This window comes from Enterobacter sp. DTU_2021_1002640_1_SI_PRY_ASU_LCPMC_013, assembly GCF_032389435.1.
Taxonomy (GTDB): Bacteria; Pseudomonadota; Gammaproteobacteria; order Enterobacterales; family Enterobacteriaceae; genus Enterobacter; species Enterobacter hormaechei_C.
On sequence record NZ_CP135594.1, the window covers coordinates 1487916 to 1507369 of the forward strand.

A 19454-nucleotide genomic window follows, 5' to 3' on the forward strand; every position below is an offset into this window, starting at 1 on the left:
ACTCATGCTGAATTATGTGTGTAAACGCCTGCTGGGGCTTATCCCGACGCTGCTGATTGTGGCCGTGCTGGTGTTTTTGTTTGTCCATATGCTGCCCGGCGATCCGGCGCGTTTGATTGCCGGACCGGAAGCGGATGCGACGGTTATTGAACTGGTGCGTAAACAGCTCGGTCTTGACCAGCCGCTGTACAGGCAATTTCTGCGTTACATTGGCAATGTCCTTCAGGGCGATTTCGGCATCTCAATGGTGTCGCGTCGTCCGGTGTCGGAGGAGATTGCCAGCCGCTTTATGCCTACCTTCTGGTTAACGATTGCCAGTATGAGCTGGGCGGTTGTCTTTGGCCTGGGCGCGGGGATTGTCGCCGCCGTCTGGCGCAACCGCTGGCCGGATAAGCTCGGTATGGCGCTGGCGGTCACCGGCATCTCTTTCCCGGCGTTTGCGCTGGGCATGCTGCTGATGCAGATTTTCTCCGTCGAGCTGGGCTGGTTGCCGACCGTCGGGGCCGACACCTGGAAGCACTACATTCTGCCCTCTATGACGCTAGGCGCGGCCGTTGCGGCGGTTATGGCCCGGTTTACCCGCGCCTCGTTTGTCGACGTGCTGAGCGAAGATTACATTCGCACCGCGCGGGCAAAAGGGGTGAGTGAGAAATGGGTCATTCTGAAGCATGGTTTTCGTAATGCGATGATCCCGGTGGTCACGATGATGGGGCTACAGTTCGGCTTCCTGCTGGGGGGCTCTATCGTGGTTGAGAAGGTCTTTAACTGGCCGGGGCTGGGGCGCCTGCTGGTCGACTCGGTCGATATGCGTGACTATCCGGTTATTCAGGCTGAAGTCCTGCTTTTCTCGCTGGAGTTTATTCTTATCAACTTAGTGGTGGATGTGCTTTACGCCGCCATTAACCCGGCCATCAGGTATAAGTAAGATGCGATTACTGAACTGGCGTCGCCAGGCCATTTTAAACGCTATGCCGGGGATCAGGCCGGACCATATTCGCACCCCGTGGGTTGAGTTCTGGCGTCGATTCCGTCGTCAGCCCGTCGCTATGGTCGCCGGGTTGTTTGTGTTACTGCTGATCCTGGTGGCGATTATCGCCCCCTGGATAGCCCCGTTTGATGCGGAAAACTACTTCGACTACGACCGGCTGAACGATGGTCCGTCGATGATGCACTGGTTTGGCGTGGACTCGCTCGGGCGCGATATTTTTAGCCGCGTGCTGGTAGGGGCGCAGATCTCACTGGCGGCCGGGGTCTTCGCGGTGCTGATGGGCGCAGCAATTGGCACCGTGCTGGGGCTGGTGGCCGGGTACTACGAAGGCTGGTGGGACCGCATCATCATGCGTATCTGCGACGTGCTGTTTGCCTTTCCCGGTATTCTGCTGGCGATTGCCGTGGTGGCGGTGATGGGCAGCGGCATGGCGAACGTCATTATCGCCGTGGCGGTATTCTCGATTCCCGCTTTCGCGCGTCTGGTACGTGGCAACACGCTGGTGCTGAAGCAGCAGACCTTTATCGAGTCGGCGCGCAGCATGGGAGCCAGCGATGCCACCATCCTGTTCAGCCATATTCTGCCGGGAACGGTCTCGTCTATCGTGGTCTATTTCACCATGCGCATAGGCGTGTCGATTATCTCGGCGGCCAGCCTGTCGTTTCTGGGGTTAGGGGCACAGCCGCCGACGCCGGAGTGGGGCGCGATGCTGAACGAGGCGCGGGCGGATATGGTGATTGCGCCACACGTGGCGATCTTCCCGAGCCTGGCGATTTTCCTGACCGTGCTGGCGTTTAACCTGCTGGGGGATGGGCTGCGCGACGCGCTGGATCCGCGGATAAAAGGGTAGTGCTGTGGAATGTGCCGGGTGGCGGCTACGCCTTACCCGGCCTACAAAAGGGAAGCAGGGTGTTTAAACCCGGCTACCCCACAGGTCATACTCATCCGCGTTTTCAACCTTCACGCGAATAATATCACCCGGCTTAACCTGTGTTTCGCCGTTCAGGTACACCGCGCCATCGATTTCCGGTGCATCCGCCATGCTGCGGCCAATCGCGCCTTCTTCGTCCACTTCGTCGATAATCACCAGAATTTCGCGGCCCACTTTCTCCTGCAAGCGTTCAGCAGAGATCTGCTGTTGCAGCTGCATAAAGCGGTTCCAGCGCTCCTCTTTTACCTCTTCCGGTACCTGGTCCGCCAGCTCGTTGGCCGTTGCGCCTTCAACCGGGCTGTACTTGAAGCAGCCGACGCGATCCAGACGCGCCTCTTTCAGGAAGTCGAGCAGCATCTGGAAATCTTCTTCGGTTTCACCCGGGAAGCCGACAATAAAGGTGGAGCGCAGGGTCAGATCCGGGCAGATCTCACGCCACTGCTTGATGCGCGCCAGTTGGCGATCCACGGAGCCAGGACGTTTCATCAGCTTCAGAATGCGCGGGCTGGCGTGCTGTAGCGGGATATCCAGATACGGCAGGATTTTGCCTTCCGCCATCAGCGGGATCACATCGTCAACGTGCGGATAAGGGTAGACGTAGTGCAGGCGCGTCCAGATCCCGAGCTTAGCCAGCTGCTCGCACAGGCCGACCATGCTGGTTTTCACCGGCTCGCCGTTGTGGAAACCGGAGCGGTGTTTGACGTCCACACCGTAGGCGGAGGTGTCCTGGGAGATGACCAGCAGCTCCTTCACGCCCGCGTCGGCCAGGCGTTTGGCTTCTGCCAGCACCTCGCCAATCGGACGGCTCACCAGATCGCCACGCATCGACGGGATGATGCAGAAGGTACAGCGGTGGTTGCAGCCTTCGGAAATTTTCAGGTAGGCGTAGTGGCGCGGCGTCAGCTTCACGCCCTGTTCCGGCACCAGGCTCAGGAACGGGTTGTGCTTTGGTTTGGGGACGTAGTGATGAACATGTTCCAGCACCTGCTCGTAGCTGTGCGGGCCGGTGATCTCCAGCACTTTCGGGTGCACTTCGCGGATCTGATCCACCTTCGCGCCCAGGCAGCCGGTGACAATCACTTTGCCGTTTTCCGTCAGGGCTTCACCAATGGCTTCCAGTGACTCCTGGACCGCGCTGTCGATGAACCCGCAGGTGTTGACGATCACCATGTCGGCGTTGTCGTAGCTTGGCACCACGTCATAGCCTTCAGTGCGAAGTTCAGTCAGGATGCGTTCGGAGTCCACCAGGTTCTTCGGGCAGCCGAGGGAGACAAAGCCGATTTTCGGCGGGTGCGTAACATTGCTCATAGGTTAAAAATTCATCAATTATGGAGTTATCAGGGCGGGATTTTACAGCGTATCGCGGGGGATTTATACACTCTTGATGGCGCAGTTGAGGCGGGCAATCGTTGTAACATTGTAAAGAATGTTAATCAGTTATCGTTTATTGATCTCAGGCATTACATTGTACAAAAAATGACCTTATCCTTAATAAGGTAACATGGCTGACAGGGGAGGAAATAGCATGTCCGTTGACAGACTGAAACGCGATCTGCTTAACAAGCTGATCAACGCCCGAATCGACCTGGCCGCATATCTGCAACTCCGCAAGGCGAAAGGGTATATGTCAGTCAGCGAAAGCGAAAATCTGCGTGATAACTTCTTTGAACTTTGCAATTTCATGCGTGAAAAAGCACCCATCCTGAAAGCGCACTACGCTGAAAGCGAATTAGTGGCGCTGCGCCGCGCCGCCGAGGTGCTCTCCATCGCCGGAGTCTGTTTGATGAACGGACGTCACGACTGCCCGAATTTTATTGCCGTTAACGCGGAGAAGCTTGAAAACTGCCTGACCACGCTCGCGCTTTGCATCATGTGTCTGAACAAGCCGGAAACGCTTGCCCGGCACTGAACCCGGGGGAGGCAACTCCCCCTTCTGATTAAGTTTTTGTAAAAGTGGTAACGCACCCGGGAACAGTGGCTAATCTTTAAGCCATATGTCGATAAAGGAGTGCGTTATGCCTCGATCCTCGCTGATTTTCCTTCCAGTCTTGTTATTCCCGCTTTCACTGCTTGCAGCGCCTGAGACGGTTAAGGTCGACGTGCTACAGACAAAACTGGATCACCCCTGGTCGCTGGCGTTTCTGCCAGATAACAAGGGGCTGCTCATCACGCTCAAAGACGGGCAGCTTAAGCACTGGCAGGCAGGAAAAGGGCTCTCCGATCCGATTGTCGGCGTGCCGAAAGTGTGGGCGAGCGGCCAGGGCGGACTGCTGGACGTCGCGCTGGCCCCGGATTTTGCACAGTCACGGCGGGTCTGGCTCAGCTTCGCCGAGGCAGGTAATGATGGCAAAGCGGGTACCGCCGTGGGCTACGGGCGGTTGAGCGATGACCTTTCGCGCATTGAGGGCTTCCAGGTGGTGTTCCGACAGATGCCGAAGCTCTCTACCGGCAACCACTTTGGCGGACGGCTTGTGTTCGACGGCAAAGGCCATCTCTTTATTGGCCTGGGTGAAAACAACCAGCGCCCGACGGCGCAGGATCTGGACAAGCTTCAGGGCAAGGTGGTGCGCCTGACGGAGGACGGAAAAGTGCCGCCGGATAATCCGTTTGTGAACACCGCCGGTGCGCGCCCTGAAATCTGGTCCTATGGCATTCGCAACCCGCAGGGGATGGCGATGAATCCGTGGAGTGACACGCTGTGGCTCAACGAACACGGACCACGCGGTGGGGATGAGATTAACATTCCTGAGAAGGGCAAAAACTACGGCTGGCCCCTGGCGACGCACGGGATTAATTACAGCGGCCTGAAAATCCCGGAAGCGAAAGGCGAGCACGTTGAGGGCACCGAAAAGCCGCTGTTTGTCTGGAAAGTATCGCCCGCCGTCAGCGGCATGGCGTTCTACAACAGCGACGTCTTCCCGCAGTGGAAAAACAAGCTATTTATCGGCGCGCTGAAGGAGAAAGACGTGATCGTGCTGAGCGTGAAGGGCAATAGCGTGACGGAGGACGGACGCATTCTGGGCGATAAAGATCAGCGTATTCGCGATGTGCGCGTCGGGCCGGATGGCTATCTGTACGTGCTGACTGACGAGACGGACGGGCAACTGCTGAAAGTCAGCCCGTCCGGGTCGTAATCAGGTCACCGGGATCATCACCACGTTGCGATACGCCGGGCGCTCGCTAAGCTGCTGGATCCAGCGCTCCAGGTGAGGGCGCGGGGTCCAGCTAAGACCCATGTTAGTGAGGTTCCAGACGAAGGGGGCGACGGCGATATCACCCACGCCAAAGGTGTCGCCGGAGAACCAGGTGTGCTTCGCCAGTTCGTCGTCCATCATCGCGAACAGGGATTCGCAGGCGTCCTGGGCGGCATGAATGGCGGGATAATCACGTTCGGCTTCCGGCGTGCGGATAAGCCCCATCAGGATCACCCGGTGCGTGGGGGAAAGCGTCTGGTTTGCCCAGTCCATCCATTTTTCGCCCTGCGCGCGCCGGGCCGGATTTTCCACCCACAGGCGACCCTGGCCGTACTGCGCGGCGAGATAACGCACGATGGTGTTGGACTCCCAGAGCGTGGCGTCTGTCTCGTCATCGCGCAGCAACGGCACCAGTCCGTTTGGGTTCATCGCCAGATAGTCGGCGTCTTTATTCACCCCGAACGCCATGCCTGCCATGATTTGATTGAACGGTAAATCCAGCTCCTCCAGCGTCCAAAGCACTTTCTTCACGTTGGTCGAATTGTTCCTGCCCCACAGCGTAATCATATTTACTCCCGATGAGATGTGAATCCGAGTCAGCTTTTCGCCATGGTGAGATAAACCTAACAATTACGCAACAGATGCTAAAAAAAACGCCGCAATCAAAGCGTATCTGAATGTTATTGCATAAACTTTAAAAACTTTACCTGGAACAGGTTTCTTTGAACGCTGTAGTGCGCTATTACTCATCGCTTCTTGCGACACGGTGATTGTGACGTGATTTTTAGAATGGACACTCGGGTGGCATTTATGACGCAAAAAACTTCTTCTCTGCGCAGCCTGGCGGCAGGCTCGGCGCTGCTTTTCCTTTTTGCCCCAACGCTCCATGCGGCGGAACAGACGGCGCCCGAAGCGCCGCCTGTCGATGCGCGCGCCTGGATCCTGATGGATTACGCCAGCGGGAAAGTGCTGGCGGAAGGTAACGCTGACGAAAAACTCGACCCGGCGAGCCTGACGAAAATTATGACCAGCTATGTGGTCGGCCAGGCGTTGAAAGCGGGCAAGATCAAGCTGGATGACATGGTCACCGTCGGCAAAGATGCCTGGGCGACCGGTAACCCGGCGCTGCGCGGCTCGTCCGTCATGTTCCTGAAGCCCGGTGATCAGGTCTCCGTTTCCGATCTGAATAAAGGGGTCATTATTCAGTCGGGAAATGATGCCTGTATTGCGCTGGCCGATTACGTCGCAGGCAGTCAGGACTCATTTATTGGGTTGATGAATGGCTACGCGCAAAAACTGGGCCTGACCAACACCACCTTTAAAACCGTTCACGGCCTGGATGCGCCGGGTCAGTTCAGCACCGCGCGCGACATGGCGCTTCTGGGCAAAGCACTGATCCATGACGTGCCGGATGAGTACGCCATCCATAAAGAGAAAGAGTTTACCTTCAACAATATCCGCCAGCCTAACCGTAACCGTCTGCTCTGGAGCAGTAACGTTAACGTGGACGGCATGAAAACGGGGACGACCGCCGGGGCCGGATACAACCTGGTGGCTTCTGCGACGCAGGGCGACATGCGCCTGATCTCGGTGGTGCTGGGGACGAAAACCGACCGCATTCGTTTTAACGAATCCGAAAAACTGCTGACCTGGGGCTTCCGCTTCTTTGAAACCGTCACGCCGATTAAGCCGGACGCCACCTTCGTCAGCCAGCGCGTCTGGTTTGGGGATAAAAGTGAAGTGAACCTGGGGGCAGGTGAAGCGGGGTCCGTCACCATTCCCCGCGGTCAGCTGAAAAACCTGAAAGCCAGCTATACCCTGACCGAGCCACAGCTGACCGCGCCGTTGAAAAAAGGCCAGGTGGTCGGGACGATAGATTTCCAGCTTAACGGCAAATCCATTGAGCAGCGTCCGCTGGTGGTGATGGAAGCGGTGGAAGAGGGCGGCTTCTTCAGCCGGATGTGGGACTTTGTATTAATGAAGTTCCACGGCTGGTTTGGCAGCTGGTTTAGCTAGGTTTTTGCCGGGTGGCGCTGCGCTTACCCGGCCTTCGTTTGAGCCGTTGTAGGCCGGGTAAGGCGAAGCCGCCACCCGGCACAACCTCAATACATCAACTTCACCTGCTGCGCCTTTGCATACGACACCAGCTCGTCATCCGGGCGGCAATCACTGACGATGGCGTCAAAGCGCGACAGTTCACCCATCCTTGCCGGACGAACCTTGCCAAATTTACTGTGATCAACCACCAGCACATGCTGCTGTGCGGCGTTGAGCGCCCACTGTTTCACCGGTAACTCTTCAAGATTAAAACAGGTTGCCCCCTGTTTCACATTCACGCCCGCCGCAGAGTAAAAGGCGATATCCGGGCACACATTGCTCAGCGTGTCCTGAATATTCAGCGGTTTGAAGATGGCGTTGCTGGCATGAAACTCGCCGCCACACAAAATCACCCGGCACGCCGGTTTCTCCTGCAAGGCCAGGAAGGTGTTTAGTGAATAACAGACGGCGGTAAAGGGAACGGTGCTGTCGATGGCCTCGATGATCCACGGGGTTGTCGTACCGCAGTCAAAAAACAGCGTTTGATGTGGCTGCACCAGCGAGGCGGCGAGCCGCGCTGCTTTGCGCTTCTCTTCCACCAGGCGTGTTTTTTGATCGCTTAACAGATAATGGCTGGCGCTACGCGGCTCCAGAACAATATACCCGCCAAGCAGCACAACGGGGGCGCTGTCGCTGTTCAGATCGCGACGAATGGTCATTTCAGACACGCCAAGCAGGGTAGCGGCTTCCTTAAGATGCAGCTTATCGCTGCGCTTCAGCGCCTGAAGCAGCTGAGCAATGCGGTCATCGCGACGTGTTTCCATAGATCCTCGGGCTAAAAAAGTGAGCCCCCGCAGGGCGGGGGCTCAAGTGTAACCTGACGGACCGGGGTTAGTCACGTATCCAGCCTTTGCGGATCGGAAGGGCAAACAGAACGCGATAGGCCTGTGATAATCCACGATAAAGCGCCGGACCAAAGAGGCTCCACAGGATGGCTGCGCTGACGCAGCCCATCAGCCCCACCAGGAAACCGCCGACCATATCCAGCGGCCAATGTACGCCCAGGTAGACGCGGGACCAGGCGATGGCGACCGCCACGCCCATCAGCACCATGCCGGACCACAGGCGATGCCAGAACAGGAAGGCCAGCGCAAAGGTGAAGATCACCGTGCCGTGATCGCTCGGGAACGAGTCATCCGGCGCATGGTGCAGGAAGTTGTAGCCGACGTGCTCGACAAACGGACGATCGTGCGGGAAGGCGTGGCCCAGCACGTAGCTTGCCAGCACGCTCACGCCGATCGCCATCGCCATTTTGATCACCAGATGGCGCTGGGCGGTGACCTGTGTACGAGGTCCCCATAACCAGAGGATCACCGCCAGCGCCGGTACAATGCTGATCACATCTTTCGCAATGAAGGTGGCGAGATCGATCATCCATTCCGGTGATGCTGGCGTGGCGTTGAGCAGGTAAAACAGTTCGTAGTTCAGATTTTCTAACATAATCTCGTTACTCTTTAGCAAACCAGGTGGAAACCAGCCCGTAAACCAGCACCTGGGAAAACCAGACCCACCACCCGGCCCACAGGTTGTGAGAGAAAAAATGCGCGCCGCGCATGACCTGCCCGAATCCCATTAGCAGCCCCATAACAACGCCCAACGCGACAAAGAACCAGGCCAGGCGCGGACGTTCACGCCAGAAGGCAAAAAACAGCCCCATCACCATAAACCCGCTTGAGGCGTGGCCGCCGGGAAAGCAGCGTCCCGGTCCGCTGTCTGCCGGAACGGCGCTGAACAGGGGATACGAGACGGCTTTGCCGCCATACTCCACCAGATCCCACGGACAGCTGTGGTGGCTTATGCTTTTCAGCACCCCAACTACCAGCGCCCCCAGCCCCATCAGAAGCGCGGCCGTCACCAGCCGGGCATTGCGTTTGTAAGCGCCGTAAATCAGCGATGCGGCAGCCAGCGCAATGGTCACATATTTCGCCAGCCGATGGTTCAGCAGATCCAGCAGCGGGTTTTGCTGTAGCGGGAAATGGTGCGTCGCCGCGTCATACCAGAAGCCGGTTATCCATCGGTCAAGCGATTCATCGCGCGAAAGCCAGGTAAAAAGCAGCGCAAGGACGATCAGCCCGAAAAGCTGATAACCATAAAAGCGGGCAGGCAAACGGTAAAGGCATTTTGTCTTATTTGTCGGTAACTTAGATAATTCTGAAGGGCTGACGGCGTGTGTCATAGTTTCGGTCAATAACGTGAAATAGCACTATCATAGGGAGGGCAACTTAAGGAAACCTTAAACAACAACGATAAGTGCCTTATTTCTGTGTTTTCACGTGATTATGCTATCTCAGACAGCGGCAATTCATTACACTCATCGCGATTTTTTCATACTAAAGAGATTGCATGATAAACCGTTCTTCTTCCGGTAATCGTCTGGGTCGTCAGGCGTTACTTTTTCCTCTGTGTCTGGTGCTTTACGAATTCTCTACCTACATCGGCAACGACATGATCCAGCCAGGCATGCTGGCTGTGGTTGAGCAGTACAACGCAGGTATTGAATGGGTACCTACATCCATGACCGCCTATCTGGCGGGCGGCATGTTTTTACAATGGCTTTTAGGGCCGCTGTCGGATCGTATTGGCCGCCGCCCGGTGATGCTGACGGGCGTGGTGTGGTTTATCGTCACCTGTCTCGCCACGCTGCTGGCGCAGAACATTGAGCAATTCACGCTGCTGCGTTTCCTTCAGGGCGTGAGCCTGTGCTTTATTGGCGCCGTGGGCTACGCCGCTATTCAGGAGTCGTTTGAGGAGGCGGTATGTATCAAAATAACCGCGCTGATGGCGAACGTGGCGCTGATTGCGCCGCTTCTGGGGCCGCTGGTGGGAGCCGCATGGGTTCACGTTGCGCCGTGGGAAGGGATGTTCGTCCTCTTTGCCGCGCTTGCGGCCATCTCTTTCTTTGGGCTGCACCGTGCGATGCCGGAGACCGCCACCCGCCTGGGCGAAAAGCTCTCGCTTAAAGAGCTGGGGCGTGACTATAAGGCGGTGCTGCAAAACGGCCGTTTTGTCGCGGGCGCGCTGGCGACGGGCTTTGTCAGCCTGCCGCTGCTGGCGTGGATTGCCCAGTCGCCGGTCATTATCATCAGCGGCGAACAGCTTAGCAGCTATGAGTATGGCCTGTTACAGGTGCCGATTTTTGGCGCGCTGATTATCGGTAACCTGGTGCTGGCGCGTCTGACGTCGCGCCGTACCGTTCGTTCGCTGATTATTATGGGTGGCTGGCCCATAGCGGCAGGGCTGATTGTGGCGGCTGTCGCCACGGTGGCCTCTTCCCACGCCTACCTGTGGATGACCGCAGGGCTGAGCATTTACGCCTTTGGCATAGGGGTGGCGAATGCCGGGCTGGTGCGCCTGACGCTGTTTGCCAGCGAGATGAGTAAAGGCACCGTGTCGGCGGCAATGGGAATGTTACAGATGCTGATTTTCACCGTCGGTATCGAGGTGAGCAAACACGCCTACGCGCTTGGCGGCAACGGGCTGTTCAGCCTGTTCAACCTTGCTAACGGCGTGCTGTGGGTAGGATTAATGGTGGTGTTCCTGAAAGACAAACGCGTCGGAAGCGCCCTGCAACCTTAATTCTTATTCCCTTTCCCTGTGTGAGTGCACGGAACAGTCCCCTCTCCCTGTGGGAGAGGGTTAGGGTGAGGGCACCAGAACGCACGGTATCAATTAAACGGCGCTTCCCCGTTCAACACCTTCTCAATCACGTTTAAAACGCCTTCATCATTATTGTGCGGCGCCTCGAACCGGGCGACGGCTTTGATATGCGGTTTGGCGTTGGCCATCGCAAAGCTAAACCCTGACTGACGCAGCATCTCCACGTCGTTACCGCTGTCGCCAAAGGCCACCACTTCGCCGTCTTCAATCCCCCAGCGTTGCTGCAAAATCCGCAAACCGTTAGCTTTATGTACGCCCGGGATGATCAGGTCAATGCTGCCGTGGCCGGTGGTGACGGGCACCATGATGTCGCCCAGCTTTTCATGCAGCAGCGCCTGAATGCGGGGGATCTCATCATCGGAAACGTTCAGGCCGAACTTAAAGAAGATATCGTTCAGGTTGTCGAAATCCTTCACCCTTTCCAGGCGGTGATAATATTTTGACGCGATATCGATGAAGGTATCGTCATAGGCTTTTAGCGTGTAGGCGCTGCCTTTCCCGCAGGCGATGATCTCAATGCCGGCAACATCGTTTAGCACGGCGGCCACGGTGTCGAAATGGGCTTTCGTCAGCTCGCCGTTGAATACGTCTTCGCCCGCATCCACCACCCAGCCGCCGTTTTCGGCGACGAAGGCGATTTCATGGGCGATCTCCGGGAAAAATGAGATCAGCTGGTAGTACTGGTTTCCGCTGGCGACCACAAAACGGATGCCTTGCGCTTTCATGCGCGCGTACTGCGCCAGAAAACGCGCGCGGTTATAGGTTTTCGCATCGCTCAGGAAGGAGCCATCCATGTCGACTGCAATCAGTTTAACGCTCATATCCCTTCTCCATTGACGTTGTTTCTGCTTCCGGTTTTGCCACCGCTCGCGCCACCAGGGCGGCAATAATGACTAACCCTAATACCACCAGCATCGCGCTGCGTAACCCGTAGTGCTCCCCGAGGAATCCAAGCAGCGGCGGGCCCACCAGGAAAGCGAGGTAGCCCGTGGTCGCCACGACGCTCACGCGCGTCGGCGCGTCGGGGCCGGTATCGCTGGCAGCGGAAATGGTCAGCGGGAAGCCAAGGGAGGCGCCCAGTCCCCACAGGATCACCGACACGCCGGCAATCCAGTCCACATCCACAAAGATAATCATCGCGATGCCCAGCCCACCCAGCAGGGCGCTGGCACGGACGACCGCCACGCGGCTGTAACGGTCGATAAACCAGCCCCCGGTAAAGCGTCCGACGGTCATGCCGAGCGTAAACCCGGCGTAAATCAGCGAGCCGGAGGTGGGGCTAAATCCGTGCCCGTCCACCATCAGCAACGGTAGCCAGTCGTTGGCGGAGCCTTCAGCAAACGCCATCGCCAGTACCACCACGCCAATCAGCATCAGCTGGAAATCGCGATAGAAGGGCAACCCTTTTGCCGCAGACTTCTGTTCGTCCGAGGCATTTTGTCCTGTGCCTGCGGGAATAGCCCTGATGCCGGTGAGGATCGGGATAATACAGACCAGCGCGGCCAGCAAAATGTGCACATTGGCCGCAATGCCCAGCGCCGTCAGCGCCATCCCCACGCCCGCGCCTGCCAGCGTGCCGAGGCTGTAAAAGCCATGCATCATCGGCAGCACCGTTTTGTTCATCGCCTGTTCAACGGCGGCCCCCTCGACGTTAATGGCCACTTCCGCCGCACCAAAGCTGCCGCCAAATACCATCAGCCCAAGGGCAAACATCAGCGGCGAGGCGAACCACAGCGCCACGCTCAGACCGAGCATACCTACCACTGCGCAGCACATGGTGGTGCGGATCACCGCGCGCGTGCCAAAGCGTTTCACCAGCCAGGCCGAGCAGAGGATGCCGCTCATCGAGCCAATCGACAGGCCAAACAGCACGATCCCCATCTCCGCCGTCGAAACGGATAGCGTATCGCGGATTGCCGGGGTGCGCGTTGCCCAGGAAGCCATCAGCAGCCCGGGGATGAAGAAGAACATAAACAGCGCCCACATGCGCAGATGCAGGGCTTTGCGAGGAGAAGTTAGCGTCATTGGGATCAGCACCAGAAGTACAACAATAGCGACAACACTAGCAACTTTGTGTACATTTGTACATAAACCGGATGAGGATTTTATGAGCAGACCACCGAACGACCCTAACCGCCGCGAGAAGATACTCCAGGCGACGCTGGACACCATTGCTGAGCACGGTATTCATGCCGTCACGCACCGCAAAATTGCCACCTGCGCAGGCGTGCCGCTGGGGTCGATGACCTACTATTTCGACGGGATGGAGTCGCTTCTGGAGGAGGCATTCACGTGGTTTACGCAGCAGATGTCTCAGCAGTACCGGGATTTCTTCGCGGGGGTTACCGGGCGGGAGAGGGCGTGCGAGGCGATTACCACGCTGATCCACAGTTCAGCCGTGACCACGCCACACAATATGGCGCTGATGTATCAGCTGTACGCGTTTATGCACCGCAGCGCCGCGCTGAAAACGGTGATGCAGGACTGGATGAAGATGAGCCAGACTACGCTGGAGCAGTGGTTTGAGCCGGCCACCGCCCGCGCGCTGGATGCGTTTATCGAGGGGATGACGCTGCATTTTGTGACCGATCGGTCGCCGTTAACCCGGGAGGAGATCCGGGTGATGGTGGGGCGGATTGCAGGCGAGGATACCGTCTGATAGCACTCGCCCCGGCTACGCTTACTGTCGGGAGATTTTTTTCCCGCTGGCGTCAACGGCGACTTCGCCATCTTCCTTCGTAAATGCCCCTTTTTGCGCGTCAGGAAGGATGTCGAGAACGACTTCAGAAGGACGGCACAGACGGGTGCCCAGCGGTGTCACCACAATCGGACGGTTAATCAGGATGGGGTATTGCAGCATGAAATCGATAAGCTGGTCGTCGGTGAAATTTCCCCCCGCAAGGCCCAGTTGCTCATAAGGTTCGACGTTTTTACGCAGCAGATCGCATACGGAAATCTCCATGTCTGCAATCAGCCTGGTCAGTTGATCGCGTGACGGCGGGTTTTCCAGATAGAGGACAATCTCTGGTTCCGTACCGCTGTTGCGGATCATCGCCAGCGTATTGCGCGACGTGCCGCAGGCGGGGTTGTGATAAATAGTGATGTGGCTCATATCAGTGACTCATTATGGTGTGAAGGAGAGACGTAGCGCGAGTGCGGCGAGCGTCACAAAGAGAACCGGCAGGGTCATTATGATGCCCGTCCTGAAGTAGTAGCCCCAGGTAACAGTCATGTTTTTCTGTGCCAGCACATGGAGCCAGAGCAGGGTAGCCAGACTTCCGATGGGGGTAATTTTCGGCCCCAAATCGCAGCCAATCACGTTAGCGTAAATCATCGCCTCTTTGATCAACCCTGTTGCAGCACTACCCTCAATGGAGAGCGCGCCAATCAGCACCGTTGGCATATTGTTCATTATGGATGACAGGAAGGCGGTGATAAATCCGGTTCCCAGCGTGGTAACCCAGAGTCCGTATCCGGCTAAGTGATCAAGAACGCCTGAAAGAGACTCCGTCAGCCTGGCGTTGCGCAGGCCATACACCACCAGATACATCCCCAGCGAGAAGATTACGATTTGCCACGGTGCGCCGCGCAGCACTTTTCCGGTGTTAATGGCGTGCCCGCGTTTTGCAACGGCAAACAAAATCAGCGCGCCAGTTGTTGCGATAGCGCTGACCGGGATACCCAGAGGTTCAAGCACAAAGAAACCGACAAGCAGTAATAGCAGCACGATCCAGCCCGTTCTGAACGTCGGCAGGTCGTGAATGGCCCGTGCGGGCTCGCGGAGTTTTGCCAGGTCATATTCCGGGGGAATTTCTTTTCGGAAGAAAAGATGCAGCATCACCAGCGTTGCGGCAATCGCAGCGATATCAACCGGGATCATCACCGAGGCGTATTCGCTAAAGCCCAGCTTAAAGAAGTCCGCCGACACAATGTTGACCAGGTTGGATACAATCAGCGGCAGGCTGGCGGTATCGGCGATAAATCCCGCCGCCATCACGAACGCCAGCGTGGCCTGCTTGCTGAACCCCAGCGCCAGCAGCATAGCGATGACGATAGGGGTGAGGATCAGCGCCGCGCCGTCATTGGCAAACAGCGCCGCCACGGCTGCGCCCAGCAGCACGATCCGGGTAAACAGCAATCGCCCGCGACCGTTTCCCGAGCGGGCAACGTGCAGCGCGGCCCACTCGAAAAAGCCGGACTCATCCAGCAGCAGGCTGATAACGATAACCGCGATAAACGTTGCCGTCGCATTCCAGACGATATTCCACACCACAGGGATATCGTTAATGTGGATCACGCCGCTCATCAGCGCCAGCGCGGCGCCAATGGTCGCGCTCCAGCCGATGCTGAGCCCTCTGGGTTGCCAGATGACCAGCACCAGTGTGAATAAAAAAATCGCTCCTGCCAGAAACATCTTTTACTCCATTATATCTGTTATTGTGAATATGTTTTGGTCAGCACGAGCCCGGAAGTCGATTTTTCAGCTTCATACGCGTCTCTTCCCGCAGGCAGTTCCAGCTGGTGTCGATAACGGTTGCCGCCCATGCAGGCATGTTGGGAGAGAGACGGTAGTAGATCCACTTACCCTCGCGACGGTCGATGGCCAGCCCGGCCTCGCGCAGCAAGGCCATGTGGCGGGAGACTTTCGGCTGCGGCTCGTTGGTAGCGGAGCAGAGATCGCAGACGCACAGCTCGCCCGCTTCACGCAGAAGCATGACGATGGAGAGGCGCGTTTCGTCGGAGAGGGTTTTGAAGAGCTGAACGGGGTGAAGCATCGGATGATCCTGCGTACATTCATATTTGTTAAATCATATATGTTTGCAGGGCGAGGAGAAAGCGAAAATGGCAAAATGAGCAAGTTTCAGGCAACAAAAAACCCATCAACCTTGAACCAAAACGGCGGGGTTGATGGGCTCCACAAATTGGGGACATCAAAGAAAAGCAGTGGCACTAGTTATGACTGCACCCTGCGTAAAAAGTTCTGCGCGTAACGAAAATTTTTTGCGCCACACGCAAACTTGAGATTTATCCGAGTCCAGGCCAGATAATGATGATCAGCGTACCTGCCAGCGTCAGCAGCACGTTGGCGATTGCGTACGTGCCTGCATAGCCCAGTGCCGGGATATTGCTGCGCGCGGTGTCGCTGATGATCTCCATCGCAGGTGCGCAGGTGCGCGCGCCCATCATCGCGCCGAAGAGCAGGGCGCGGTTCATGCGCAGCACGTAGGCGCCGAACAGGAAACAGATCACCACCGGTACCAGGCTGACGATAAGTCCGGAAACCAACATTTGCCAGCCGACCGCGCCCAGGCCGTTGCCAATGCCGCTCCCGGCGCTTAATCCGACACCCGCCATAAAGACCATCAGACCGAACTCTTTCACCATGTTCAGCGCCCCCTGAGGGATATAGCCGAAGGTGGGATGGTTCGCTCGCAGGAAGCCCAGCATGATCCCGGCGAACAGCAGACCGGCTGCGTTACCAATGCCGAAGCTAAAGTTGCTGAACTGGAAGGTTATCATCCCGATCATCAGGCCGACAATGAAGAAGGCGCAGAAGGCTAACAGGTCCGTCACCTGGCTGTGGATCGAGATAAAGCCGATACGGTCGGCAACGGTTTTAACCCGTCGGGCATCGCCGCTGACCTGCAACACATCGCCTTTATTGAGCACCACGTTATCGTCGATAGGCATTTCAATCTGGCTGCGGATCACGCGGTTGAGGAAACAGCCGTGGTCGGTCAGCTTCAGCTGTGCCAGACGGCGGCCCACGGCGTTGTGGTTTTTCACCACAATCTCTTCGGTGACGATACGCATGTCCAGCAGGTCGCGGTCAAACACCTCTTTCCCGTTGCGGAAGCTCGGATCGAGACGCGCGTGGGCGTCCGGGTAGCCAACAAGGGCGATGTCATCGCCCATCTGGAGCACCGCGTCACCGTCCGGGTTTGCAAGAATGCCGTTACGACGGATACGTTCGATGTAGCAGCCGGTCTGACGGTAGATCCCCAGCTCGCGCAGGTTTTTCCCGTCGGTCCAGGCAACCAGCTCCGGCCCGACGCGGTAGGCGCGGATCACCGGCAGGTAAACTTTACGTTTGGAGTCCGTGTCCAGGCCGCGCTCGCGGGCGATGGTCTGGGCGCTGGTCTGAAGATCCTGATGCTGAAGTTTTGGCAGATAGCGCGCGCCAACAATCAGGCTCACCAGACCAATCAGATAGGTCAGGGCATAGCCCAGGCTCAGGTTGTCCAGCGCGGAGGAAAGCTGCGTGCCTGCCATGCCAGAATGACGAAGCGTATCCCCCGCGCCAACAAGCACCGGCGTGGAGGTCATCGAGCCTGCCAGCATACCGGCCGTTAAGCCGATGTCCCAGCCAAACAGTTTGCCCAGCCCTAACGCAATCAGCAGGGCGCTGCCGACCATCACCAGCGCCAGCATCAGGTAATTTTTGCCGTCTCGGAAGAAAATGGAAAAAAAGTTCGGACCAGCTTCCACGCCTACGCAAAAAATAAACAGCATGAAACCTAAGTTAAGCGCGTCCGTGTTAATACTGAAATGTTGTTGACCTAATAACAGGGAGACGACTAAAACGCCAATGGAATTACCAAGTTGAACTGAACCCAGGCGTAATTTACCCAGACAAAGGCCCAGCGCCAGTACCACAAATAATAACAGGATGTAATTCCCATTTAACAAGTCTGCGACGTTTATATTCACGGAGGCTAACTTCTTGTTTACCAGTAAGTTGTTGAATGAAAGGACTATTTGGGCTACTGTTTTCAGAGTCAGGGAATCACTTTGCATCTCCCTGCTTCCTGATAAATACCCTAAACACTAGCAGTCGGTTAGTTTAATCGTAATAGCTACCGACAGCCACCTATTATCGCACGACTTCTGTGCGTGCTTTGGCAAGGATTGCCGCATTGCTTTATCTGACTGGGCGTCCACCGGACGATTTTTGTATTTGATAGAGATAAGTCAGGAGGATAGTTTGAACTTTAAACGAAACTGGGCTGGCGTAATCAGCTGTTTTTTGCTGTTTACGGTCGTTTGCATGTCGCTCGCTTTTAACGTGAAAGGCGCCTTCAGAGCGTCCGGTCATCCCGAGCTGGGCCTGTTGTTCTTTATCCTGCCGGGGGTAGTCGCCGGTTTTCTCTCGCGTAAAGGCGAGGTGGTGATGCCGCTTATTGGGGCAATGCTTGCGGCCCCGCTCTGCCTGCTTCTGATGCGCGTGCTGTTTCTCTCGTCGAGAAGCGTCTGGCAGGAAGTGGCGTGGCTACTGAGTGGTGTTTTCTGGTGTGCGCTGGGCGCGCTCTGTTTCTTATTTACGCGCAGCCTGCTGCAACAGCGGAAGCACCGTAAATAAAAACGCCCTCAGGGTGAGGGCGTCTTCGCATTACTGAGCCGCAAACAGGCCCAGGTGTTCTTTGGCGTAGGCCTCAAAATCGGTGCAGCCGCCGATGTGTTTCTGATCGAGGAAGATCTGCGGCACGGTTTCAACCGGTTTACCCACGGTTTTTTCCAGATCGGCTTTAGTGATGCCTTCCGCGTGGATATCCACGTAACGGAAGTTGAAATCATCACGTTCTTCAGTCAGTTTCTCTGCCAGCTCTTTCGCGCGTACACAGTAAGGGCATCCTGGACGACCAAAAATTACTGCAAACATTTCTCTCTCCTCAAAAAACAAGCCTGACGGCGAATGGCGCCTATAGTGCACGATAACCTGCCGTCATGGAAAGAAGGTTTCACCTGTCACTTTGATACAGTCAGGCTATGTTTCGCCAATTACATCAGGTGGATCATTGCCTATACTGGCTGCCATACGTTTTACGCAACACAAAGAGAGACAAAATGACGCCAACCATTGACCTGCTTCGTTCCCACCGTTCCATTCGCCATTTCACCGATGAGCCGATTACCCAGGCGCAGCGGGAAGCGATCATCGACAGCGCAAGAGGCACCTCCAGCTCCAGCTTTTTGCAGTGCAGCTCCATTATCCGCATCACCGATCCGGCGATGCGTGAGCAGCTGGTAACGCTGACGGGCGGACAAAAGCACGTTGCCCAGGCGGCTGAGTTCTGGGTGTTCTGCGCCGATTTTAACCGTCATCTGCAAATCTGCCCCGAGGCCGAGCTGGGGCTGGCGGAACAGCTGCTGCTGGGCGTGGTAGATACGGCGCTGATGGCGCAAAACGCGTTCACGGCGGCGGAATCGCTGGGGCTTGGCGGCGTCTATATTGGCGGGCTGCGTAACAACATCGAAAGCGTGACGGAACTGCTGAAGCTGCCGAAACACGTGCTGCCGCTGTTTGGTCTGTGCCTCGGCTGGCCGGCGGATAACCCGGATCTGAAGCCGCGCATTCCTGCTGCGATGCTGGTGCATGAAAACCACTACCAGCCGGTCGACCAGGACGTTCTGCATCAATACGATGAAGAGCTGGCGAACTACTATCTGACGCGCGACAGCAACAACCGCCGCGACACCTGGAGCGACCATATTCGTCGCACCATCATCAAGGAGAACCGCCCGTTCATTCTTGATTACCTGCACAAACAGGGCTGGGCAACGCGGTAGTCCATTCCTCCTGCGCCTC

At 56.8% G+C, this 19454-nt stretch carries 21 protein-coding genes; 9 read left to right on the forward strand and 12 right to left on the reverse strand.

What is annotated here, in order from left to right:
* Window positions 1-4 precede the first annotated feature (4 nt).
* Window positions 5-925, forward strand: coding sequence for a glutathione ABC transporter permease GsiC (gene gsiC, locus RS584_RS07035; protein ID WP_006809475.1), 921 nt, complete (start codon window positions 5-7; stop codon window positions 923-925).
* A 1-nt stretch (window position 926) separates the two neighbouring features.
* Window positions 927-1838, forward strand: a complete 912-nt coding sequence (gene gsiD / locus RS584_RS07040; RefSeq protein WP_015571027.1) for a glutathione ABC transporter permease GsiD — start codon at window positions 927-929, stop codon at window positions 1836-1838.
* 63 nt (window positions 1839-1901) lie between these two features.
* Here gsiD and rimO read toward each other — a convergent pair whose 3' ends face one another.
* Window positions 1902-3227 (reverse strand): 30S ribosomal protein S12 methylthiotransferase RimO, encoded by a 1326-nt coding sequence (gene rimO, locus RS584_RS07045; protein ID WP_017693743.1) that lies wholly within the window; start codon window positions 3225-3227, stop codon window positions 1902-1904.
* 217 nt (window positions 3228-3444) lie between these two features.
* On the opposite strand from rimO, the gene bssR reads away from it, so the two are divergent.
* On the forward strand, window positions 3445-3828 hold the full coding sequence (bssR, locus tag RS584_RS07050; protein WP_003858412.1) for a biofilm formation regulator BssR: 384 nt from the start codon (window positions 3445-3447) through the stop codon (window positions 3826-3828).
* A gap of 106 nt (window positions 3829-3934) precedes the next feature.
* Entirely contained in the window at window positions 3935-5053 is a 1119-nt protein-coding gene (locus RS584_RS07055) for a PQQ-dependent sugar dehydrogenase (RefSeq protein WP_149603855.1), read from the forward strand.
* Here RS584_RS07055 and RS584_RS07060 read toward each other — a convergent pair whose 3' ends face one another.
* On the reverse strand, window positions 5054-5680 hold the full coding sequence (locus RS584_RS07060; protein ID WP_063931441.1) for a glutathione S-transferase family protein: 627 nt from the start codon (window positions 5678-5680) through the stop codon (window positions 5054-5056).
* A gap of 243 nt (window positions 5681-5923) precedes the next feature.
* On the opposite strand from RS584_RS07060, the gene dacC reads away from it, so the two are divergent.
* The gene (gene dacC, locus RS584_RS07065) at window positions 5924-7129 is read left to right on the forward strand and encodes a serine-type D-Ala-D-Ala carboxypeptidase (RefSeq protein WP_023296184.1); all 1206 of its coding nucleotides are present in this window, start codon (window positions 5924-5926) and stop codon (window positions 7127-7129) included.
* Window positions 7130-7215: 86 nt separating this feature from the next.
* Here dacC and deoR read toward each other — a convergent pair whose 3' ends face one another.
* The 3 genes from deoR to RS584_RS07080 all read right to left on the reverse strand — a co-directional run bounded on the left by deoR (window position 7216) and on the right by RS584_RS07080 (window position 9386).
* On the reverse strand, window positions 7216-7974 hold the full coding sequence (deoR, locus tag RS584_RS07070; RefSeq protein ID WP_017384886.1) for a DNA-binding transcriptional repressor DeoR: 759 nt from the start codon (window positions 7972-7974) through the stop codon (window positions 7216-7218).
* 67 nt (window positions 7975-8041) lie between these two features.
* Window positions 8042-8650 (reverse strand): undecaprenyl-diphosphate phosphatase, encoded by a 609-nt coding sequence (ybjG, locus tag RS584_RS07075; RefSeq protein WP_023296185.1) that lies wholly within the window; start codon window positions 8648-8650, stop codon window positions 8042-8044.
* 7 nt (window positions 8651-8657) lie between these two features.
* A complete protein-coding gene (locus tag RS584_RS07080) occupies window positions 8658-9386 on the reverse strand; it encodes a phosphatase PAP2 family protein (protein ID WP_315749145.1) in 729 nt (242 codons plus the stop codon).
* Window positions 9387-9553: 167 nt separating this feature from the next.
* Here RS584_RS07080 and RS584_RS07085 point away from each other — a divergent pair, with 167 nt between their 5' ends.
* Window positions 9554-10786 carry an MFS transporter gene (locus RS584_RS07085; RefSeq protein WP_315749146.1) on the forward strand — a complete coding sequence of 411 codons (1233 nt, stop codon included), beginning with the start codon at window positions 9554-9556 and terminating at the stop codon, window positions 10784-10786.
* Window positions 10787-10875: 89 nt separating this feature from the next.
* Here the strand turns inward: RS584_RS07085 and RS584_RS07090 are convergent, their stop codons facing one another.
* Complete coding sequence (locus RS584_RS07090) at window positions 10876-11688, reverse strand: Cof-type HAD-IIB family hydrolase (RefSeq protein ID WP_315749147.1); 813 nt, start codon at window positions 11686-11688, stop codon at window positions 10876-10878.
* Window positions 11678-12892: an MFS transporter gene (locus RS584_RS07095; RefSeq protein ID WP_017693738.1), complete on the reverse strand. Its 1215-nt coding sequence runs from the start codon at window positions 12890-12892 to the stop codon at window positions 11678-11680. The genes RS584_RS07090 and RS584_RS07095 overlap by 11 nt, the downstream gene beginning before the upstream one ends.
* A gap of 82 nt (window positions 12893-12974) precedes the next feature.
* Between RS584_RS07095 and RS584_RS07100 the strand changes: the two genes are divergently transcribed.
* A complete protein-coding gene (locus RS584_RS07100; RefSeq protein ID WP_193041652.1) occupies window positions 12975-13526 on the forward strand; it encodes a TetR/AcrR family transcriptional regulator in 552 nt (183 codons plus the stop codon).
* Between the two features lie 21 nt (window positions 13527-13547).
* Here RS584_RS07100 and arsC read toward each other — a convergent pair whose 3' ends face one another.
* The 4 genes from arsC to RS584_RS07120 form a co-directional block, all read right to left on the reverse strand.
* Window positions 13548-13979: a glutaredoxin-dependent arsenate reductase gene (gene arsC, locus RS584_RS07105; protein ID WP_017693736.1), complete on the reverse strand. Its 432-nt coding sequence runs from the start codon at window positions 13977-13979 to the stop codon at window positions 13548-13550.
* Window positions 13980-13991: 12 nt separating this feature from the next.
* Window positions 13992-15281 (reverse strand): arsenic transporter, encoded by a 1290-nt coding sequence (locus RS584_RS07110; RefSeq protein WP_315749148.1) that lies wholly within the window; start codon window positions 15279-15281, stop codon window positions 13992-13994.
* A 40-nt stretch (window positions 15282-15321) separates the two neighbouring features.
* On the reverse strand, window positions 15322-15642 hold the full coding sequence (locus RS584_RS07115) for a metalloregulator ArsR/SmtB family transcription factor (protein WP_015571018.1): 321 nt from the start codon (window positions 15640-15642) through the stop codon (window positions 15322-15324).
* 250 nt (window positions 15643-15892) lie between these two features.
* On the reverse strand, window positions 15893-17578 hold the full coding sequence (locus tag RS584_RS07120) for an aspartate:alanine antiporter (RefSeq protein ID WP_026080732.1): 1686 nt from the start codon (window positions 17576-17578) through the stop codon (window positions 15893-15895).
* 274 nt (window positions 17579-17852) lie between these two features.
* Here RS584_RS07120 and RS584_RS07125 point away from each other — a divergent pair, with 274 nt between their 5' ends.
* On the forward strand, window positions 17853-18227 hold the full coding sequence (locus RS584_RS07125; protein WP_017384878.1) for an inner membrane protein YbjM: 375 nt from the start codon (window positions 17853-17855) through the stop codon (window positions 18225-18227).
* A 30-nt stretch (window positions 18228-18257) separates the two neighbouring features.
* Here the strand turns inward: RS584_RS07125 and RS584_RS07130 are convergent, their stop codons facing one another.
* The gene (locus RS584_RS07130; RefSeq protein WP_006809455.1) at window positions 18258-18527 is read right to left on the reverse strand and encodes a GrxA family glutaredoxin; all 270 of its coding nucleotides are present in this window, start codon (window positions 18525-18527) and stop codon (window positions 18258-18260) included.
* Between the two features lie 185 nt (window positions 18528-18712).
* Between RS584_RS07130 and nfsA the strand changes: the two genes are divergently transcribed.
* A complete protein-coding gene (nfsA, locus tag RS584_RS07135; protein ID WP_015571015.1) occupies window positions 18713-19435 on the forward strand; it encodes a nitroreductase NfsA in 723 nt (240 codons plus the stop codon).
* Window positions 19436-19454: the final 19 nt, after the last annotated feature.

Coding starts and splice junctions, on each gene's coding strand:
- gsiC (WP_006809475.1), top strand. CDS start 5: ATGCTGAATTATGTGTGTAAACGCCTGCTGGGGCTTATCCCGACGCTG.
- gsiD (WP_015571027.1), top strand. CDS start 927: ATGCGATTACTGAACTGGCGTCGCCAGGCCATTTTAAACGCTATGCCG.
- rimO (WP_017693743.1), bottom strand. CDS start 3,227: ATGAGCAATGTTACGCACCCGCCGAAAATCGGCTTTGTCTCCCTCGGC.
- bssR (WP_003858412.1), top strand. CDS start 3,445: ATGTCCGTTGACAGACTGAAACGCGATCTGCTTAACAAGCTGATCAAC.
- RS584_RS07055 (WP_149603855.1), top strand. CDS start 3,935: ATGCCTCGATCCTCGCTGATTTTCCTTCCAGTCTTGTTATTCCCGCTT.
- RS584_RS07060 (WP_063931441.1), bottom strand. CDS start 5,680: ATGATTACGCTGTGGGGCAGGAACAATTCGACCAACGTGAAGAAAGTG.
- dacC (WP_023296184.1), top strand. CDS start 5,924: ATGACGCAAAAAACTTCTTCTCTGCGCAGCCTGGCGGCAGGCTCGGCG.
- deoR (WP_017384886.1), bottom strand. CDS start 7,974: ATGGAAACACGTCGCGATGACCGCATTGCTCAGCTGCTTCAGGCGCTG.
- ybjG (WP_023296185.1), bottom strand. CDS start 8,650: ATGTTAGAAAATCTGAACTACGAACTGTTTTACCTGCTCAACGCCACG.
- RS584_RS07080 (WP_315749145.1), bottom strand. CDS start 9,386: ATGACACACGCCGTCAGCCCTTCAGAATTATCTAAGTTACCGACAAAT.
- RS584_RS07085 (WP_315749146.1), top strand. CDS start 9,554: ATGATAAACCGTTCTTCTTCCGGTAATCGTCTGGGTCGTCAGGCGTTA.
- RS584_RS07090 (WP_315749147.1), bottom strand. CDS start 11,688: ATGAGCGTTAAACTGATTGCAGTCGACATGGATGGCTCCTTCCTGAGC.
- RS584_RS07095 (WP_017693738.1), bottom strand. CDS start 12,892: ATGACGCTAACTTCTCCTCGCAAAGCCCTGCATCTGCGCATGTGGGCG.
- RS584_RS07100 (WP_193041652.1), top strand. CDS start 12,975: ATGAGCAGACCACCGAACGACCCTAACCGCCGCGAGAAGATACTCCAG.
- arsC (WP_017693736.1), bottom strand. CDS start 13,979: ATGAGCCACATCACTATTTATCACAACCCCGCCTGCGGCACGTCGCGC.
- RS584_RS07110 (WP_315749148.1), bottom strand. CDS start 15,281: ATGTTTCTGGCAGGAGCGATTTTTTTATTCACACTGGTGCTGGTCATC.
- RS584_RS07115 (WP_015571018.1), bottom strand. CDS start 15,642: ATGCTTCACCCCGTTCAGCTCTTCAAAACCCTCTCCGACGAAACGCGC.
- RS584_RS07130 (WP_006809455.1), bottom strand. CDS start 18,527: ATGTTTGCAGTAATTTTTGGTCGTCCAGGATGCCCTTACTGTGTACGC.
- nfsA (WP_015571015.1), top strand. CDS start 18,713: ATGACGCCAACCATTGACCTGCTTCGTTCCCACCGTTCCATTCGCCAT.